We start from the raw sequence: 19570 nt of genomic DNA on the forward strand, positions 1-19570 counted from the left end.
GACGTGCGGGTTCCCGCGGACCTCTCCGCTGTTTGTTTCGCGGTTTCCCGCTTTCGCCCGTGATCACACCTGGGTGCGCAGCCACTGCTGGTTGGTGCCGGTGCCGCAGGTCCACTGCACGGCCTGGGTTCCGTTGGCGGTGCCGGCGTTCAGCACGTCGAGGCACTTGTCGCTGTGGCGGGCGACGAGACGCACGTAGCCGTTGCCGGCGTCCTGGAGCCGCCACTGCTGGTTGGTGCCGCCGTTGCAGGTCCACTGGACCACCCGGGCGCCGTTGGCGGTCGCGGTGGCACCGCCGTACACGTCGAGGCACTTGCCGCTGCTGACGCTCGTCACCGTGTAGTGGCCGCCACCGGCGTCCTGGAAACGCCAGCGCTGGTTCGCCTGCCCGTTCGCCGTCCATTGCACGATGTCCGCGCCGTCGGTCGTCGCGGCGTTGTTGACGTCCAGCAGCTTCGCGCTGTGCCGTGCGGTCAGCGTGTAGGTGGCCGGTGTCGGGACGGTGGTCTGGGGAGCCAGCCGGTAGATCCCGGAACCGTGAGGAGGTAGCGAACGGGTGAACGTCCCGGCTGAGGTGCCGAGGTTCGCGCCGGACCACAGGTCGGTCACGACGGCCGAGCCGATGCCGAGGTCGGCGAGGTTCACCGACACGTTGGCCGTCGCGCTCTCGCGGTTGAACAGGGCGACGTACCGGTGGTCGCTGTTCGGCACGTCGGCGGTCCACACCTGCCGGGTCCCTCCCTGGAGCCGGCGGTTGTTGGTGCTGTGCTGGTCGACCGCGAGCACTGCGGAGTTGGTCATCAGCGCCAGCTCCGACGCCCGGTTCTCGACGAGGTTGCCGCCCCACATCAGCGGAGCCCGGTTGATCACCCACAGGGTCATGAGCGTGCGCTGCTCGTCGGCGGTGAGGTTGGAGTATCGCGGCGAGCCGACCGGGCCGTACTTCGACAGCCGTCCGATCGGGATCATGTCCGGGTCGGGCCAGGCTCCCGTCGCCCGGTGCGGCGTCCAGTTGTGCAGCTGGTCGAACAACGCGTCGAGAGCCGGCCAGTTGTCCCAGAGATCGTTGACGATCCGCCACATGTGCGCGTTCGCCCGCACGTGCGACCCGCTGGCCAGCGGCGTCGCGCCGGGCGACAGGCTCAGCACCATCGGGCGACCGCTGCGCTGGATCGCCAGCCGGTACCCCTCGACCTCCGCCTGCCGGTACGTCGGCGCGGCGATGTCGTCCACCTTCACGAAGTCGACACCCCACGAGGCCAGCAGCTGGAAGACCGAGTCGAGGTACGCCTGCGCGCAGGGGTTGGTCATGTCCAGACCCCACATGAGGTTGAGCCAGGCCGCGGTGGTGTTGTTGGCGATCTGACCGGCGCGGCAGTCGGTGCCGAGGATCGGCACGTTGTCCGCGACCGCCTGCCGGGGAATGCCCCGCATCAGGTGTACGCCGAACTTCAGCCCCTGCGCGTGCACGTGGTCGGCCAGCGGTTTGAACCCGTTGGCGCCGGTCGCCGAGGGGAACCGGGTGGTGTCGGGCAGCAGCCGCCCGTTGGCGTCCATCCGGAGCCGGGGTTGCAGGTTCGCGTCCTGGTTGGGGCTGCCGTTGTGTTGCCCGGGGTAGTACCAGGCCCAGTCGATGACGACGTACTGCCAGCCGTGCTGCCGCAGGTTCGTGCCCATGTAGTCGGCATTGGCCCTGACGTCGGCCTCGGTGACCCTCCAGTTGAACGAGTCGTAGCTGTTCCATCCCATCGGCGGGGTGTCGGCGACGCCGTTGTCCCACATCAGCGCCCGCTCCGCCGAACCGCTGCCGACCAGATTGACCACGAGCATGAGCGTCGCGGCCACCAGGACGGCCGTTCGGCGGAGTATCGGATGGACCGTGCGTTTGTTGTGCATTGGACCTCCAGGGGAATCGAGGCGGGGGGTGGGGACCCTTTCAGGAGGGCTGGTCCCCGATGGCGCCCGGGGCGTCTGTTCCCGGGTGTGGCCGGGAGCCGGGGGCTCGTGCACCGGTAGCCGGACGGCGCCCGGGTGTCGCCGTCCGGGAGGCTCGCCCGGACGCCGAACAGGTCCCGGCCGAGGGCCGTGCGCTCCCCCTTGCCGTCGTCCATGTCGTCGGTCCGGTAGAGGTACGCGCCTGCGAGGTTGTCGGTGCCGAAGGCGACGTAGGGCGGCCTGGAGGGGAGTCGTGGACGAGCGGTGCGGGAGCGGAGGGACACGGACATGCGAACTCCGGAGGTGGAGGCGCCACGAGCGCCCAGAAGTGATCGTTGACGTGCCTGCCGGGGCGCGCCCCGGAGATCGGAGACAAGCGTGGTGTCAGCGCTGACTTCATCGGCCGGACTGCTCATCGGGCGTGCTGCCGCGCGAGTAGCGACGGCGATCCGCCGGACGCGGAGACGGTGGTGGAGTCCCGCCGCTCTCAGGTCGGCTTCGTCCTCGATGAGGACGGAGTACGGTGATAAGAGGTGTTAGCGCTAACAAAAACGGGCGCGATGCACACCCGGTATCCGAATCGCAACACAGGAGACCCTTTCGGGAGAACGAGGGGGTGGGCGGCGTCCGTCGAACCCGTCAACGGGATGACGGCAAGTTTCGCAAGACTTTCATGACCCTCGTGTGAGACTGTAAAATGACGGGGCATTCCAGACAAGAGTTGTTTCGAAAGATGCCCGAAACAATTGGGAAGCCTGCTGCGGCATCCGTGAGCGAGCGGGGGCGCGCCGCCCGGAGCCGGCCTGGCTCACCGGAGACGCGGACCAGCGCCGGAATCCAGGCCGGGAGGACTCGCGGCGAACCTGCCGCGTATGACGGGTGATCACCGCCATCGCTGAACGCTTCACCCCGAAGCCGGTCCCGCACGATGCGATCGGGTGCCCGTAAGGGCAGCCGAAGACCCGCCGGGGTGGGAGTGCGGGGAAAAGGGCTGAGGGTCTTTCCTTGACGCGGATCGGCCGCATCGTATTGGCTCCGCACACGCACCCATTTCGGCCAGAGAAATGAAGCGGTCCACCGGCGGACTTTATCTGAGCGCTAACATCTCCAGCGGCCCCATATGTACATCCGGGGCGAACCCCCGGTCACCGGCCTCACCGTGGCGCGCCGGGCGCGGTCAGCGTCAGCGACCTGTCCAGGACGTGACCGGCCTCACCGACCTGGAAGATCACCGACGCCTCGACGGCCGCGTGGTCGGCCGGGGTCGTGGAGGACTCGGGTGCGGTGATCCTCCACGTCTCGGTGTCCGAGGCGCCGGGCGGCAGCACGCGTCTCACCGGCCTGCCGGTGCGTTCGGCCCGCCGGCCACCGGGGACGGTGATCGAGACGGTCAGGCCGGTGACCGGACGGTCGCCCAGGTTCCGCACCGTGGCGGTGACGGTGGCCGGATCACCGGCGGTCGCGGGGGCCGGACCGGCCGCGAGGAAGGCGCCGACCGGGGGACGCCCCGGGTCGGGGGCGCCGCGGTACGGGCCGGTGGGGCCCGCGTTGTAGATCACCCGGCTGGCCTCGATCGGGAGGTTGCCGCGGGTGACGGTGACGTTGCCGCGGACGACGTTGCCGCGGTCGCCGTCGGCGACGCCGGTGACGGCGGGGTCGGTCACGTAGTTCTCGATCAGCGCGAGGTCGCCGGTGTGGTTGCCGTTCTGGGTGTTGGCGTGCGCCCACTGCCCCGCGGTGTCGAGGAACACGTTGCGGCTCACGCTCAGGTATCGGGAACCCTCGTCGAAGTACAGGCCGTACTGCCCGCTGTTCTCGCAGTAGTTCTCGTCGATGACGCCGCGGGGTATCGCCGAGAGCGTGTAGAGGCAGCTCGCCTCGGACAGGGCCTGCACGACGTTGCGCACGTGGTTGCCCACGACGCGGACGTCGCTCAGAGTCGTCGGCGTGTCGTGGACCGGCCGGAAGTCGTAGAGCCCCCGGGCGAGGTAGTCGGGACTGCCCCCCGGGTCGTTGGCGCCCCAGCCGTAACCGAGCCCGATGCCTATGTAGGGCATGTCGGAGACGTAGTTGTGCGCGATGGTCAGCCGCGTGACATAGCTGGCGAGGATCGCGGCCTGGTCCAGGTACTCGAGCGCGGTCGCGTGGACGCGGTTGTCCCTGAGCACGATGTCGCTGTTGACCATGCGAGGGTCGGACGGGTGGTGCGCGTCGGGGCCCACACCGCCGACCACGATGCCGCCGCCGGAACTCGCGGTGAACGTGCTCCCCACGACCGAGACCCGGTGCGCGCCCAGTCCCACGCCGGTGGCGTGGGCGCCCGCGTCGTTGCCGATGCCGAGCCCGACGGAACCGAGGTTGACGAAGGTGCAGCCGGCGAACTCGATGTCGTCCGCCGCGGACACCTGTACCGCCGCGGCCGCCTGCTCCCAGCCGTCACGAGAGGCCTCGAATCCCGTGCAGCCGGAGGAGCACGAGGTGAACGCGTCGGCCGGCCGGTGGGGCTGGACGCCGCTGACGAACACGCCGGTCTGCTGGTTCGCGTACCCGTCGGGCGAGCCGGGGCGCAGCCACGTGGTGCCGGTGAAGGTCAGGCCCTCGAACCGCAGGTCGCGGGCGGGCGCGTCGTAGGTACCGCCGATCTGGACCAGCGATTCCAGCCGCGGCAGCTCCACCCGCGCGCGCGAGACGTCCTGTCCCGGAAGCGGCTTGTAGTAGAGCGTCCCCGCTGAGGTGTCCAGATACCACTCGCCGGGCTCGTCCAGGAAGCTCCTGGAGTTGAGCAGGAAGAACCTCGGCGTGCGGAACGGAGCCTGGACGGTGTCGTAGCCGTAGGTGTTGTTGTCCCAGGCCGGTTGCCGCATGACGACCGTCGAGCCGGAGATGCTCCGCACGGGGGCGAACCGGTTGGTGAACGTCAGCATCGCCTGGAAGTCGATGCGCCCCTGGTCGGGCAGGGTGGCGAGGTAGGCGAGGTCCGGGTTGCCGATGGTGAAGCCGGTCGGGGTCAGCGTGATGTCACCGGGTGCCAGCTCGATCCGCGCGCGCTGTGCCGGGATCCCGTCGACGTAGAGCTGCCGGCTGTCGAATCCGGTGCCGACGTGGGCCCGGTAGACGCCCGTGGCCGCGCCGTCGGGGTCGTCGGGCTCCCAGCCGGTGACGGGCCGGGCACCGCTCAGCACGGGCCTGGCTCCGGGTGCCGCCTTCCAGGTCACGGTGTGCCCGTTCCGGCCGGAGTCGGCGGCGCCGAAGCGCAGCGGCGAGGCCGGCCGGTAGGTCCCGTCCAGCAGCAGGACGGTGACGTCGCGGTTCCCCCCGGCCGCCGCGTCACGCGCCCGTCGCTGCGCCTCCTCCAGGGTCGCCAGCGGCCGGTCGCCGTCACCCGGGCCCTCGTCGTCGGCGTTCGCGGCCCCGGCGGGCGCGACCACGATCGGGTGGCCCGCCCGGACGGCGTCCGCCCGGGCCGGGGCCGATGTACGTCTGTGCGGCACGGGTGACGGACGCACGTGCCTTCCCTTCTTCCGGTCCGGGATGCGGTGTGGACGGTCGGCGTCAAATGGCGGGACTCACCCCGGCGTCCGGTGCTGACCGTCCATGACCAGGGGGGCGAGCAGGCGCTGCTGCGCGACGTGACCGTTGTCGGACACCGCCAGCAGCCGCCGGCCGGCCTGTTCCGGCCGGACGCCGGGACCGTCGGCCGACAGGGTGCCCGGCCGGCGGGTGAGCCCCCTGATGGCGTCCTCGTCGACCCTGAGACCCAGGCCGGGCGAGTCCCCGAGGTGGAACGCGCCGTCCTCGATGTGAAGGTCGAGGGACACCCCGAGCGGCGGACGCAGGTCCTGCAGCTCGCTGGCCATGTGGTTCGGCACCGACGTCGCGGCGTGCAGCAGCCCGACCGGGACGTTGCCGACCGGGCTGACCGGCAGATCGTGGGCGTGCGCCAGGGCGGACACCCGCAGGAAGTGGGTGATCCCCCAGACCACGGCCGCCTGGACGATGTCGACGGCACCCGCGGCCAGCAGCGGACGGTACTGCTCGAGCCCGGTGAGGTTCTCCCCGGTGGCGACCGACGCGCGGATCCCGCGGCCGACGGTGGCCAGGCCCTCGGCGTCCCACCGCCGGACGGGCTCCTCGATCCAGGTGAGATCCAGGGTGCGCTCGAGCTCGTAGACGTGCCGGATCGCCTGCTTGCGCGACCAGGCCTCGTTCGCGTCGAGCATCAGGCCCGGCCGCTTTCCGCGCCCCGCCTCGGTCAGGACCTCCCGGACCAGCGTCAGGCGGTGCCGGTCCCGCTCGATGTCGAGGCCGCCCTTGATCTTGGCAGCCCGCAGGCCGTGCTGGGCGTAGACCTCGTACACCGAGACGAGCTCGTCGTCGGTCAGGCCGATGTCCAGGCCCGAGGCGTAGGCGGGAACCCGCCTGTCGCGCCCGCCCAGCAGGCGCCAGAGCGGTTCACCGGCCGCCTTCGCCTTGATGTCCCACAGGGCGGTGTCGAGCGCGCCGATGGTCCCGAACACCGCGCCCGCGTGGCCCGCCTTGAAGGTCTGCCGCAGCATGCGGTCGTACAGCGCCGTGACGCCGCGCGGGTCCTCACCCTCGATGGCGGCGAAGACGTTGTCCAGCTCCACGTGCGGCCCGACGCCGACGCCGGTGATCCCCTCGTCGGTGTCCACCATGATGATCGACACCGGGACGACCCCGTCGGCGTAGACGCCGTTGGCGTCACCGACAGGACGGTCCCATTCCTGGACCGTCTTCAAAGTGCGATACCCCGAAATACGCATGTCAGCCCTTCGTGGAACCGGCGGTGACGCCGTCGGCGATCTGACGTTGGAGAAAGAGATAGACCATCAACACGGGCACCGCGGCGATCAGGACCCCGGAGGCGAAGGTGGGAATGTCGTCGGAGTACTGCCCGCGCAGCGACGTGACCCCGACCATGAGGGTGCGGTGGTCGGCCGACGGCATCATCAGCAGGGAGATGAGCACGTCGTTCCAGCAGAACAGGGCGTTGAGGATGCCGACCGACAGCAGCGCCGGAATGCCTATCGGCAGCATGACCCGCCGGTAGACGCCGTACGTCGTGTTCCCGTCGATTCTCGCCGCGTCGATGATCTCCCTCGGAACGGTCTTGTAGTAACTCGTCATCAGGAAGATCGTGAACGGGAGGAACTGCGCGACGTAGGCCAGGATCAGTCCCGGGTAGGTGTCGATGAGGCCGCTGTCGGCCATGACCCGCGTGAGCGGCACCATGATCACCTGGAACGGGATGAACAGCGCCGCGAGACAGCCCAGGAAGAGCGCCTTGGAGCCGCGGAACTGCAGCTGGCTCAGCGCGAAGCCCGCCATCGACCCGAGGAGCAGCAGGACGACCACCGAGATCGTCACCACGATGAGCGAGTTGGCGAAGTATCGTGCCATGCCGACGCTGGTCCACGCGGTGACGATGTTGTCCCAGTTCAGGGAGGTCACCGGGGAGAACCGGTCGAGGACGTAGTCACGCCGGGTCTTCATCGCGACGTTGACGGTGAACACGAGGGGATAGATCGTCGCCAGCGCGAGAAGCGCCATCGGAACGGCGAGCACCCACTTGCCCAGACGTTTGCCGAGCATCAGTCCTCCCTTCCGGCGCGGCGGAGCACGCTGATCTGCAGAAGCCCCACCACGAGCATGATGAGGAAGAGAACCGTCGAGGCGGCCGAGGCGAGCGCGGGGCGGTTCATCTGTCCCTGCTGGATCCAGACGTAGTACTCCGGAAGGTAGGTGGAACCCTCCGGGCCGCCGCTGGTCATGATGTACAGCAGGCCGAACATGGACGTCAGCATCCCGATCATCGTGGTCACGAAGACGAACTGGATGGTGCGGGTCAGGCCCGGGATGATCACGTGCCAGATGGTCTGACGGAGCGAGGCGCCGTCCATCCGGGCCGCGTCCAGGAGCGCGGGGTCCAGGGTGGCGAATCCGGCGAGGAACACCACCAGTGCCATTCCGAACGTCGCCCAGATGTGCACGCCGACCACCGCGAACATGGCGACGTCCGGGTCGCCGAGCCAGTCGACCGGGCCGACGCCGATCACGGCGAGGACGGTGTTCAACGAGCCGTCGAAGGCGAGCATGAGGTTGAAGATCGCACCGACGATCACCGGTGAGAGCACGGCCGGGAAGAAGTAGACGCTGCGGAAGACCCGGTGCCCGGGCACGCGCAGGTAGATGAACGTCGCGAGCAGGCCCGGGATGGCCACCGCCACGGGAAGCAGCAGCACCAGCAACCCGACGTTGCGCAGCGCGCTCTGGAACGTCGCGTCCTGGAACATCTCCAGGTAGTTGTCGAAACCGACCATCATGCCGTTGCGATCGCCGTCGCCCGTGAAGGAGAAGTTGACGCCCAGCAGCAGCGGCCACAGCCGCAGCGCCACGATGATCAGCAGGGCCGGAGCCACCAGTACGTAGGGCGCGAGGCGTTCGGAACGCCACGTGCGCGAGGTCGGGCGGCGGGAAACGGGCCCGGTCCCATCGGGACGTGCCCGTCGCCTCGCCCCCTCCCCGCCGGCCCGCCCGGAGTCGACCGGGCGGACCAACGGTGACGAATCTCGGATCGGCACGAGATCAGCTCGCCCGATCCGAGGCAGCCAGCTGCTCCACCACCTCGTCGACGGTCGCCGATCCGCTCAGGAGCTGCTGGGAAAGCCTTCCCATCAGGTCCAGGGTCTTCGAGGACAACGCGACGTGCAGGGCCGGCTTACCCTCCTTGAGCTGCGACACGATCGTGCCGACGGCCACGGGGCCCTGCGACACGTCGATCGTGGTGTCGGAGGCGATCGCGCCGGCGTCGGCGTAGAAGGAGGTCAGGGCGTCGGTCGTGGTCAGCGACCGCACCATGTCGGCGGCCACCTTCGGGTCCTTCGCCCCCTTCGCGACCGCGTAGCCGATGCCGCCGTCGTACGCGAGGCTCGGGGTGGTCCCGTCGGTGACGACCGGGGACGACATGACGCCGACCTTGTCGTCGCCCAGGAACTCGCTGAAGTCCTTCCAGTGCCCGATGTCCGACATCAGCCCGATGATGTGGGCGGCCTTGCCGGAGTTGAAGATCGTGAAGGCGTCGTTGAACATCGCGGTCGAGTTGCCGCCCTTGTTGTTCAGCCCCGAGTCGCCGGCGTCCTTCCACAGCTGGAAGATCTGCTTCACGTGGGGAGAGTCCCAGGCGCGCTTCCCGGCGATCCAGTCGTCGTACTCCTGCGCCGTCAGGATGCCCGAGCCGAGACCCGACATGAAGAACTGGATGCCGGCGCCCTCCTTGTTGCCGAGCGCGAAGCAGTCGGCCCCGGCCTTCTGCTTGATCGTGGCGCAGTCGTCGACGAACTCCTTCCACGTCGTGGCGGGGCTCGCCGGGTCGAGTCCGGCCTTCTCGTAAAGCGTCTTGTTGTAGTAGATCGGATGGCCCTGCAACGTCACCGGGGCGCCGTAGATCTTGCCGTCCTTGCTGAACGCGTCCCAGCCCGCCAGGCGCTCCTTGTCCTCGGCGACGTACTGGTCGAGGGGGAGGAGCGAGTCCACGCGGTCGCGGATCTGGCCGCCTCCGTTGAAGAGCATGACGTCCGGTCCCGTGCCGGCCTGGATGGCCGCGCCCAGCAGGGTGTAGTACTGGTCGAACGGCTGGGCCACGAATTCGACCGTGACGCCGGGATGCTTCTTGGCGAAGTCGTCCTTCGCCTTCTTGATGTAGGAAGCCGCGGCCGCGTCACCGGATTTCCAGTCCCAGACCACGAGCTTCGTGGCCTTGGCGGAATCGCTCGGCGCCGCCGCGGGCGGGGTGGCGCTCCCGCAGCCTGCTAAGGCCAGGCCGGCGACCAGGGCGACCGACCACAATGTTCGCTGCTTCATTGATGTTCACTTTCCAGAGGACGGCCGGCTCGCCCGGCCGCGGTTTGAGGCGAAACGTAATTCGTATGACGTCTGACGTCAATATGTGTGACATATACTGATGTCGAAATGTGGCGCCGCCCGGGGCACCGGAGGAGATATGACGACATCGCAGGAGTCGCCGCCGAGCGTCGCGTCCCCGCCGGCATGGGTACGACGGCCGGCGAACCTCGCCAGGGCGGTGACGGCGGAGCTGGTGGAGCGCATCGTCCGGGGAGTGCACCCCCCGGGTACGCCGCTGCCCGCCGAGCCCGCGCTCTGCGACGCCTTCTCGGTGAGCAGGACCGTCGTCCGCGAGGCGGTGAAGATCCTTCAGGAGAAGGGGCTGGTGCAGGTCCGCCAGGGCAGCGGCACCATCGTCACCCCGCCGACGATGTGGGACATGCTCGACGAGCTCGTCCTCGCGGCGACCATCGCCGAGGACGAGAGCCTGGCGATCCTCGACGACCTCGTCGTCACCCGGCGCGTGCTGGAGTCCGACATGGCGAACTTCGCCGCCCGCCTCGCGGACCAGGACACCGTCGACCGGTTGTGCGCGCTGGTGGACCGGATGGACGAGCTCGTGGACGATCATGTCACGTACGCCGACCACGACCGCGCCTTCCATGACGTGATCATGCAGGCGTCCGGGAACCGTATCGCCCGTGGCGTGGTGCGGGCCCTGGAGAGCCAGGTCATCAACACCGCCCGCTACATGGGCCAGCCTCAGCGGGCCCTGTGCGTGGCGTCCAACCTCGGCCATCGCCGCATCTACGAGCGCATCGCCGCCCACGACCCCGGCGGCGCCGCCGAGGCGATGTTCAAGCACATCACCGACGCCTGGCTCGTCCGTCGCGGCGGGCCGGACGAGCCCGTGCGCCTGGAGCGCTGAGCGCGAACCCCGCTCGATCGGCGTGCGGGGTCCGTCGACTTTACTCCGATCCGATGAATCCGCCAGGCTCGGCCCGATGGGCATGCCTGCGAACCAAGTGGAAGAAGGCTTTTCATGAAACTGTTTCGGGTGGGGCCGCCGGGTCAGGAGCGGCCCTGCGTCATGGGGCCCGACGGCAGGGTGCTGGACCTGTCGGGACTGACGGCCGACATCGACGGCGCGTTCCTCGCAGGGGGAGGCGTCGAGCGGGTGCGTGCCGCCCTCGCCGAGGGCGGCCTGCCCGAGGCCGGGCCGTACGAGCGGATCGGCGCTCCGGTGGCCAGGCCGGGGAAGATCATCTGTATCGGGCTGAACTACTCCGACCACGCGGAGGAGACCGGTGCCGCCATCCCCGCCGAGCCGGTGGTCTTCATGAAGGCGCCCAACACGGTCGTCGGCCCCGAGGACGAGGTCCTGGTGCCGCGCGGCAGCGTGAAGACCGACTACGAGGTGGAGCTGGCGGTGGTCCTCGGTGGCACGGCCCGCTATCTGTCCTCTCCGCGGGAGGCGGCGGGCGTGATCGCCGGATACGCGATCGCCAACGACGTCTCCGAGCGGGAGTTCCAGAACGAACGCGGTGGCCAGTGGGACAAGGGCAAGTCGTGCGAGACGTTCAACCCGCTGGGCCCGTGGCTGGTCACCCCGGACGAGGTGGGTGATCCGCAGGCGCTCGGCCTGCGCCTGTGGGTCAACGGGCGACTCCGCCAGAACGGCAGCACCAAGAACCAGATCTTCGGCGTCCATCACGTGATCTGGTACCTCAGCCAGTTCATGGTCCTGGAGCCGGGCGACGTGGTGAACACCGGCACCCCCGCCGGGGTCGCCCTCGGCATCGGCCCGGAGGCGTACCTGCGGGCGGACGACGTGGTCGAGCTCGAGATCGACGGCCTCGGCCGCCAGTGTCAGCGGATGGGGCAGGCGTGAGAGCGGAGGAAACGCTCCCCGAGCGCGCGGAGGCGCGTGGGAGGGGGCCGGCACGGAAGTGCTCCCGGTGAGGTCGGCGGTTACGGACGCGTGTTTTCCCGCGTAGGGCTGTCGGGGAGGTCCGAGGGATCGGCGGAGGGAGCCGGGCAGGGCAGGCCCAGGGTGGTGATGCGCCGCACCAGGGCGTCGCGCCGCACCTGGACCTGCCGGCCGCCGTCGTAACCGGCCAGGGTGGCGGCGTGAACCTCGGCGATGACGTGGGAGTGCGGGACGTTGAGCACCGCGGCGGCCGTGGCGACGCTCACCAGGGGCTCGTCGGGCAGCATCGCCAGCCGTTCGGCGATTATGCGCTCGCGGAACTCGGCGGCGAACCACACGGTGGCGTCTCCGATGCCGAGATGGAGGACGAGGCCTTCACGCTCCAGGTGGAGCAGGAGGTCGTCGATGTCGCCTGGCGTGCTCATTCGGCGCTTTCCCTCGTATCGGTGGTGTCGTCGGGGTGGGGGACGCCCGGCACCGCGTTCCGGTGACGACGTCCCCCGGGCCGCTCCGGACAGGTGGGTCCGTCCGGGGCGGTCTCCCCGTCCCGGCCTTGCGCGGCCGGGGTGTCCGGGCGATGGCCTTCGCCGGGACGGTGGACCGTCCCGGCGAAGGTGTGAGACCGGCTGGATCAGTTGCGCAGGGTCCATTTCTGGCTGGTCGTGCCGGTGCAGGACCACAGCTGGACCTTGGTCCCGTTGGCGGTCCCGAAGTTGGTCGCCTCCATGCACTTGCCGGACTGCACGCCGGTGATGCTGCCGTCGGCGTTGACGTTCCACTGCTGGTTGGTCCCGCCGTTGCAGTCCCAGATGATCACCTGGGTGCCGTTCGCGGTGCCCTGCCCGTTGGCGTCCAGGCACTTGTTGCCGTACACCTGCAGTTGCTTGGAGGGGGTGTGGGTGAAGCGCTGGTTGGTGCCGGTGCCGCAGTCCCACAGCTGGGCCTGGGTGCCGTTGGTGGTGGTGGAGTTGGGGATGTCGAGGCAGCGGTTCGACTGGACGCCGACGAGCTGCACCCCCTGGGGCTGGGGGGTGGTTCCCTGGGGTCCGGCGGCCGCCATCACGGCCTGGGCGCCCGAGGGCCAGTTGCCGTTGGTGACCGTGACGTTGTTGTTGACGACGTTGCCGCGGTCGCCGTTGGTCACGTTGGTGCTGCCGTTGGTCGACCAGTTGCCGGTGACGGTGAAGTTGCCCATGTTCTCGGCGTACCAGTAGTTGGCGGTGGCCCAGGTGCCGGTGGAGGAGAAGACGTTGTTGCGGGCGGTGTAGTACCGCGATCCCTCGTCGAAGTAGACGCCGAAGTAGCCGTTGGTCCGCAGGCAGTAGTTGTCGCTGATCAGCCCGCCCGTGTTCGCCGACAACGTGTAGATGCATCCGCCGTCGTTCATCTGCTGCATGACGTCGTGCACGTAGTTGCCGGAGAGCCGGTTGTTGGACGCGGTGGTGGGCGTGCTGTAGCGCGGCTGGTAGTTGTACAGGCCGCGGCCGGCGTAGTGCTCGCTGCCGCCGGCGTCGTTGGCGCCCCAGCCGTACCCGATCGACATGCCGGTGTAGGGCATGTTGTAGACCTCGTTGTTGGTGACGGCGGAGGTGCTGACGTAGGTGGTCAGGACCGAGACGATGCCCCGGTACTCCACGCCGAGGTCGTGGATGCGGTTGTTGCTGACGGTGACGTTCCGGTTGACCATCCGCTGGTCACCGGGGTGGTGGGCGTCGGCGCGCACGCCGCCGACCACGATGCCGCCGGCCGAGCTGCGGGCGATCTCGGAGCGGGTGACGGTGATGTTGCTCGCGCCCAGGCCGACCCCGCTGGCGTGGGCGTTGGCGTCGTTTCCGATGCCGATGGCCGTCTGGCCCAGGTTGAAGAACTGCGAGTCGCTGAAGGTGATGTTGTTGGCGGCCGACACCTGCACGGCGGCGGGCATCTGGTACCAGTTCGGCCGGGTGGCCTCGAACTGCGGGCAGCCGTTGTGACAGGAGGTGAAGGCGGGCCAGCTCCAGTTGCCGGCCATGTAGACGCCGGTCTGCTGGTCGACGTAGCCCTGGTTGCCGCTCGGCGCCATCCAGGTCGTGCCGGTGAACGTGATGCCGGTGAAGGCGATGTGGTGCGCGGGCGCGTCGTAGGTGCCGCCGACGTTGACCAGCGACTGCAGCTGCGGCAGCTCGACGCTGACGGTGCTCATGTTCTGCCCGGACAGCGGGATGTAGAACAGCGCCCCGGTCCAGGGGTCGAGGTACCACTCGCCCGGCGCGTCGAGGAACTCGTAGGCGTTGGACAGGTAGAGCGGTCCCGCCCGGTGCGGGCTGGTGAAGGTGTCGTACCCGAAGTTGTTGTTGCTCCAGCCGGGCTGCTGCATCGAGATGAAGTTGCCGGTGATGTTCTGCACCGACACGTACCGGTCGGTGAACGAGTTGACGGCCTCCATCTGCACCCGGCTCTTGTTGGCCAGGTTGTTCAGATAGCCCAGGGCGCCGTTGCTGAAAGAGAGGCCGTTGCTGTTCGCGGTGAAGTCCGCCCGGTTCACCTGGGTGCGGGCGCGGGTGGCGATGGCGCCGTTGACGTAGAGCTGCCGGGTGTCGACCCCGGTGCCGACGTTGGCCCGCCAGATGTTCTTCCCGGAGTCGGCGAGCGACCACCCGGTGACCGCCCTGGCGCCGCTGACGACGGGACGGGCGCCCGCGGCGGCCTGCCACTTGACGGTGTAGCCGTTGTTGCCGGAGTCGGCGGCGGTCAGCCGGAGCGGCGCGGAGAGCCGGTACGTCCCGGCGGCCAGCTCCACGACGATGTCACCGGACATCGCGCCGGTGAGCGCCCGCACCGCGGTCTGCGCGGCGGGCAACGAGCACGGCTGGGCCGTGGAGCAGCTGGTGCCGGTACCGGAGGGGGAGGCGTAGAGGGTCGTGGTGGCCGCCGAGGCGGGGGAGACCGGCGCCACCAGGGCGGCCGCGGCGGTCAGCCCGAGCGCGGTGGCTCCGGCCAACGCCAGTCTCCGCATCGCGGAGTACGAGAATTCGAACACAGGATTTCCTTATGTGGGGGGTGGGGGAGCGGCCGACGGAACATCCCATCGGAGCCGGCCCGGCGGGTACGGCTCCGGTCCTCGCGCCGTCCGGGGCGCGGTCGTCCGGGTGCGGACGACGCGTTGCCCCCCGGGGGGCGGGCAGGCGGTGAAAGTACCCCTGCAGTGGAAGGGGATCCCTCGCCGGGGCGGTGCCTTCCCCGGCGAGGGATCCTGAAGGTGTCTCAGAGGTCCGGAAAAGGGATCAGGTTCGGGTCCAGCGCTGGTTGCTTCCGCCGTTGCAGTCCCAGATGGCGAGCCTGGTGCCGTTGGCGGTGGCGCTGTTGGGCACGTCCAGGCACTTGTTCGCGCCGATGGCGGTGATGGTGCCGTCGGTGTTGAGGCGCCACTTCTGGTTGTTCTGGCCGTTGCAGTCCCAGATCTGGACCAGGGCGCCGTTGGCGGTGCTCTGGCCGGCCACGTCCAGGCACTTGTTGCCGTAGACCCGCAGCTCGCTCGCGCCGGTCGAGGTCCACTGCTGGTTGCTCTGGCCGTTGCAGTCCCAGAGGTTGACCGCGGCGCCGTTGGCCTGCGAGACGCCGCTCACGTCGAGGCACCTGCCCGAGCCCACACCCCGGATTCCCCCGGCCGTTCCCGGCGTCGGAGTCACCGTCGGAGTCGGAGACGGAGTGGGGTCGGGGTCGCTCCCGAACTGCGAGAAGAACCTCCACACCTCCCCCTTGGTCCAGGTGGTGATGCCGCTCTCGGCGTAGGTCCCGTCCACGGGGCCGGGCATGTGACCGTTGTCGAAGGCGGCCCACACGACCGGGTACCCGGCACGGCACCCCGAGTAGGTGGTGGTGATGTGCGTCCTGCTGCCCGAACCCGGCTCCGGCGGGTTCTGGGGGGTGCAGCCGTTGTTACGGACGAACCTGTCGCGCAGCGACCGTCCCTGGGAGATGTTGAGGACGTTGTCACCGATGCCGTGCAGTCCCATGTACGCGATGGGCTCGTTGCCGCCGCTGCACCCGCTGAGCTGCGCGCCGGCGTAGACCGCGACCGCGCGGAAGACCGTCGCCCTGCTGCACGCGAGCGAGTAGCTCATCCCGCCGCCGTAGCTGAAGCCCATGGCGAAGCGCTGCGTGGTGTCGACGCACAGGGAGGCGTCGAGCAGCCTGTTCAGGTCGTCGACGAGGACGACGTCCTCGTTGTTGGAGTTGGCCCAGCCGTTGCCGATGCCCTGGGGCGCGACGAAGATCCCGTTGTTGTTCGACATCTGCCGCATGCCGTAGAAGGACCAGGGGTACCCGCTGGTGCCGCCCGAGTCGATCTCGTTCATCGTGCCGCCACGCCAGTGGAACCCGAAGAACACGCGGTAGGGCGTGTTGTTGTTGTAGTTGTCGGGGAGCCTCAGGATGTAGGAGCGCGTCTTGCCGCCGCTCTGGATCGTGCGCGTGCCGCTCGTCAGCGCCGGGGCCTTGCCGCACCCGGCGGTCGGCGCGAGGGCGGCGGTGCCCGTCGACGACGTGGTCGCGCCGGCGCTGTTGCTCAGCGCCGCGTGACCCGTGGACAGGACGAGAAGCGCCGCGGCCGCGATCGCCCCGAAGAGGGATCTGTGCTTCAACATCACGTCACTCCTCCTGCGGTTCGGACATCGACACGTTTGGATGGGGACGCCACTTGGTTCTCCTTCGTTGGGGGGTGAGAGCCTCAGCCGGCAGGCATGGTGGCTCGACGCCGTTTCGTTGGTTCCCGCGCCGAACACCGCACCCGGCCGGTTCTTGCCGGTGTCGCCGAACGGCCGTATCCCGGAGGGACTGCGTGAGCCCGAGGCGGTCAGGCCACGACAGCCGCGGAGTGCCCCGCTCCAGATGCGGTCCAGCCGAGGAGGAGACCCCCGACAGGAGGCATCCCGGAGACTTAGCTACTAATTACGTTCCTCGCGCTGAGGCGCGTCAAGACCTTAAGCCCACTTATTTCCGACTCATCACAAGAGGGCCTTTGCCGGAGTGGGAACCCTTCCGCATATAAGTGCAGCTAGACGGCTTTCCCTTTCCTCCCCATCGATGGGCGGACTCGGAAGCACGTCAGATGTGTAGCATTCAATGCCGGACAATCGGTAAGGATTGGTGCTGGTCCGGCCGTCAGTTGGCCGTACTCTTGGGGAGGTGGTGGCAGGGAGGGGAGCGGCAGCGTGATCGATACTCCGCGCGCGGAAGGCGCGTACCGGCCGGGCTACGAGGTGGCCGCGGAGCAGGTGCTGGAGTTGATCAGCCGGTTGCGCCTGCGGCCCGGCGACCGCATGCCCACCGAGAACGAGCTGGCCCGGCAACTGGGCACGAGCCGGACCGTCGTGCGCGAGGCGGTGAAGATACTCTCGGCGCTCGGCCGGGTACGCGCCCAGAAGGGGCGCGGCCTCTACGTGGCCGACGACGAGGGGATGCTCGGCACCGGCCGCTGGGCGTCCTTCTTCCTGCCCACCGACCTGGACCACGTCTACATGCTCTTCGAGTTCCGCCGGGCCCAGGAGATGGAGACCAGCCGGCTGGCCGCCCGCCGCGCGACCCCGGCGGAGCTGGGAGACATCGAGAAGTCGGCCGGGGTGTGCCGCTACGGATTCGACAACGGGCGCGAGGATCTCTTCATCGAGGGCGACGACGCCTTCCACGCCGCCATCGCGACGGCCTCGCACAACATGTTCCTCCAGATAGCGGTGCGAGAGGTCCGCCGGCTGCAGGCCCAGTCCAACCTCATCGGACTGCGCGGCTCGATAGGCGGGCACGCGGCCAAGGCCGTCGAGGAACACGACGCCATCTACCAGGCCATCCGCGCAGGCGACCCGGAAGCGGCGGCCCAGGCCGCGGCGACGCACATCGACAACACGCTGGACGACTACCGCAGGGAGATCCAGCAGCGCATCTTCTCGCCGACCGATTGACCCCCCTTCTCGCCGACCGATCGACTCCCCGCGAGCGGACCGCACGGGCAGGGCGGGCAGGGCGGGCAGGACACAGCCGGGGCGCGCCCGACGCGGTCGCGCCGGTCCGCGTGAGCCTGCCGCGGACCGGCTTCGGATCGACCGGGTGAGGAACCCGGCCGGGGCGGGTTCGCCCGGTGGGATCAGGTTCGGGTCCAGCGCTGGTTGCCTCCGCCGTTGCAGGTCCACAGGGCGAGTCTGGTGCCGTTGGCGGTGGCGCTGTTGGGCACGTCCAGGCACTTGTTCGCGCCGATGGCGGTGATGGTGCCGTCGGTGTTGAGGCGCCACTTCTGGTTGTTCTGGCCGTTGCAGTCCCAGATCTGGACCAGGGCGCCGTTGGCGGTGCTCTGGCCGGCCACGTCCAGGCACTTGTTGCCGTAGACCCGCAGCTCGTTCGCGGCGGTCGAGGTCCACTGCTGGTTGCTCTGGCCGTTGCAGTCCCACAGCTGCACCGCGGCGCCGTTGGCCTGCGAGACGCCGCTCACGTCGAGGCACCTGCCCGAGCCCACACCCCGGATTCCCCCGGCCGTTCCCGGCGTCGGAGTCACCGTCGGAGTCGGAGTGGGCGACGGAGACGGGTTCGCGCCGCCGTCGAGGCCGAGGAACGTGATGGCGTGAGGGAACATGCCGTCCAGCGGCAGGGAGTGGCCGTGGCCCGCGAAGCTGAACGCCTCGACGGGAGCCTGGGTCGTGGTGGCGCCGTACCGGGTCCGGGTCACGCCCGACCGGGGGTTGTCGGTGAACGCCGGTGTCTGGCTCGACCCGTGCAGGTCGGTCCACTGCTTGATCTCTTCGCCGAAGTTCGGGTAGGCCAGCGTGGTGTCGGTGCTGCCGTGCCACAGTTGCATCCGGGGATAGCGGCCGGTGTACCCGGGATACATCGCCCGCGCCTGGTCGCCCCACTGCCGCGCGGTCTTGATGAGGTTCCCGCCGGAGCACTGGCTGTTCCACAGCGAGCCGTTGGTGGTGGCGAAGCACCCGGCGGGGACGCCGGAGAACGCCGCGGCGGCCGTGAACACGTCCGGGTACTGGGCGGCGAGCACGTTGGTCATCATCGCGCCGGAGGAGAAGCCGCTGACCACGATGCGGGCGGGATCGACGTTGTGGCGCTGCCGGGCCCACGCGGCCATGGACATGATGCCGGTGGAGTCGCCGCCGCCGTCGCGCCTGAGCGCGGCAGGGGTGGAGACGTCGAAGCAGCGTCCCTCCCGGGTGGCCTCGGGGACCACGATGATGTACCCGTACCGGTCCGCCGCGGTCACGTAGTCGCGCCCGACGCTGTTGAAGACCCCGGCGGCCGTGCCGGTGCAGTAGTGGACCATGACCAGCATCGCCGGCCGTGCCGCGACCCTGTCCGGAACATAGATGTACATGTTCAGGTTCGTGGGGTTGGTGCCGAAGTTGGTCACCTGGGTCAGCGACGCTGCCGCGGCGGGCCGTACCGCCAGGAGCGAGACCGCGATCAACAAGGGCAAGATGGCGGCCGCCAGTACGGCCCTGAGCCTTCGTTTCACGTCATGCCTTTCGATTGCCGGGACGCCTCCAGCCACTCCGCCGACGGCTTGCCCTGCCAAGGCCTACGCCGAAGCCTCCGGTGCGGCGGATCGCGCCGCACCGGAGGCCCTCTCATCAGGACGGAAGGATGGTCAGCAGGGGAGTCGGATCGGCTGTCACGGTGTCAGCGCTGCAGGGTCAGCAGGCCGGGCCGGTAGGGCAGGAGGCCGTAGTCGACGCCGTCGGACCTGGGGTCGCGGCCCTGGTAGAGCAGCTGGAGGTTGCAGGGGTCGACGGTCATGGTCTGGTCGGCGTTGGTGCGCAGCAGCTCACCGTGGCTGATGTCGTTGGTCCAGGTGGCGCCGCTGTTGAC

The 19570-nt window shown here is 69.2% G+C and carries 14 protein-coding genes; 3 read left to right on the forward strand and 11 right to left on the reverse strand.

Annotated features, from left to right (window positions below):
- Positions 1-63: 63 nt before the first annotated feature.
- The 6 genes from AB0F88_RS43750 to AB0F88_RS43775 all read right to left on the reverse strand — a co-directional run bounded on the left by AB0F88_RS43750 (position 64) and on the right by AB0F88_RS43775 (position 9816).
- A complete protein-coding gene (locus AB0F88_RS43750) occupies positions 64-1896 on the reverse strand; it encodes an alpha-galactosidase (RefSeq protein ID WP_362698418.1) in 1833 nt (610 codons plus the stop codon).
- Between the two features lie 1193 nt (positions 1897-3089).
- Positions 3090-5441, reverse strand: a complete 2352-nt coding sequence (locus AB0F88_RS43755; protein ID WP_362698421.1) for an NEW3 domain-containing protein — start codon at positions 5439-5441, stop codon at positions 3090-3092.
- Between the two features lie 60 nt (positions 5442-5501).
- The gene (locus tag AB0F88_RS43760) at positions 5502-6695 is read right to left on the reverse strand and encodes a mandelate racemase/muconate lactonizing enzyme family protein (RefSeq protein WP_362698424.1); all 1194 of its coding nucleotides are present in this window, start codon (positions 6693-6695) and stop codon (positions 5502-5504) included.
- Positions 6696-6720: 25 nt separating this feature from the next.
- Positions 6721-7548 carry a carbohydrate ABC transporter permease gene (locus AB0F88_RS43765; RefSeq protein WP_362698427.1) on the reverse strand — a complete coding sequence of 276 codons (828 nt, stop codon included), beginning with the start codon at positions 7546-7548 and terminating at the stop codon, positions 6721-6723.
- Positions 7548-8375 carry a sugar ABC transporter permease gene (locus tag AB0F88_RS43770; protein ID WP_362698430.1) on the reverse strand — a complete coding sequence of 276 codons (828 nt, stop codon included), beginning with the start codon at positions 8373-8375 and terminating at the stop codon, positions 7548-7550. The genes AB0F88_RS43765 and AB0F88_RS43770 overlap by 1 nt, the downstream gene beginning before the upstream one ends.
- Before the next feature lie 166 nt (positions 8376-8541).
- Complete coding sequence (locus tag AB0F88_RS43775; protein WP_362698433.1) at positions 8542-9816, reverse strand: extracellular solute-binding protein; 1275 nt, start codon at positions 9814-9816, stop codon at positions 8542-8544.
- A gap of 139 nt (positions 9817-9955) precedes the next feature.
- Here AB0F88_RS43775 and AB0F88_RS43780 point away from each other — a divergent pair, with 139 nt between their 5' ends.
- Positions 9956-10726: a FadR/GntR family transcriptional regulator gene (locus tag AB0F88_RS43780; RefSeq protein WP_362698436.1), complete on the forward strand. Its 771-nt coding sequence runs from the start codon at positions 9956-9958 to the stop codon at positions 10724-10726.
- A 114-nt stretch (positions 10727-10840) separates the two neighbouring features.
- On the forward strand, positions 10841-11689 hold the full coding sequence (locus AB0F88_RS43785; protein WP_362698439.1) for a fumarylacetoacetate hydrolase family protein: 849 nt from the start codon (positions 10841-10843) through the stop codon (positions 11687-11689).
- 80 nt (positions 11690-11769) lie between these two features.
- Here the strand turns inward: AB0F88_RS43785 and AB0F88_RS43790 are convergent, their stop codons facing one another.
- From AB0F88_RS43790 to AB0F88_RS43800, 3 genes are all read right to left on the reverse strand, one after another.
- Complete coding sequence (locus tag AB0F88_RS43790) at positions 11770-12153, reverse strand: hypothetical protein (protein ID WP_362698444.1); 384 nt, start codon at positions 12151-12153, stop codon at positions 11770-11772.
- Between the two features lie 206 nt (positions 12154-12359).
- Positions 12360-14747 (reverse strand): ricin-type beta-trefoil lectin domain protein, encoded by a 2388-nt coding sequence (locus AB0F88_RS43795; RefSeq protein WP_362698447.1) that lies wholly within the window; start codon positions 14745-14747, stop codon positions 12360-12362.
- Positions 14748-14991: 244 nt separating this feature from the next.
- Entirely contained in the window at positions 14992-16353 is a 1362-nt protein-coding gene (locus AB0F88_RS43800) for a lectin (protein ID WP_362698450.1), read from the reverse strand.
- Between the two features lie 567 nt (positions 16354-16920).
- Between AB0F88_RS43800 and AB0F88_RS43805 the strand changes: the two genes are divergently transcribed.
- Positions 16921-17664: a FadR/GntR family transcriptional regulator gene (locus AB0F88_RS43805; protein ID WP_362698453.1), complete on the forward strand. Its 744-nt coding sequence runs from the start codon at positions 16921-16923 to the stop codon at positions 17662-17664.
- 182 nt (positions 17665-17846) lie between these two features.
- On the opposite strand, the gene AB0F88_RS43810 is transcribed toward AB0F88_RS43805, so the two are convergent.
- Together AB0F88_RS43810 and AB0F88_RS43815 are read right to left on the reverse strand one after the other, a co-directional pair.
- On the reverse strand, positions 17847-19217 hold the full coding sequence (locus AB0F88_RS43810) for a PHB depolymerase family esterase (RefSeq protein WP_362698456.1): 1371 nt from the start codon (positions 19215-19217) through the stop codon (positions 17847-17849).
- A gap of 164 nt (positions 19218-19381) precedes the next feature.
- A partial coding sequence (locus AB0F88_RS43815) for a non-reducing end alpha-L-arabinofuranosidase family hydrolase (RefSeq protein WP_362698459.1) occupies positions 19382-19570 on the reverse strand: 189 nt, incomplete at its 5' end.

Source organism: Streptosporangium sp. NPDC023963, from assembly GCF_040639135.1.
GTDB lineage: Bacteria > Actinomycetota > Actinomycetes > Streptosporangiales > Streptosporangiaceae > Streptosporangium.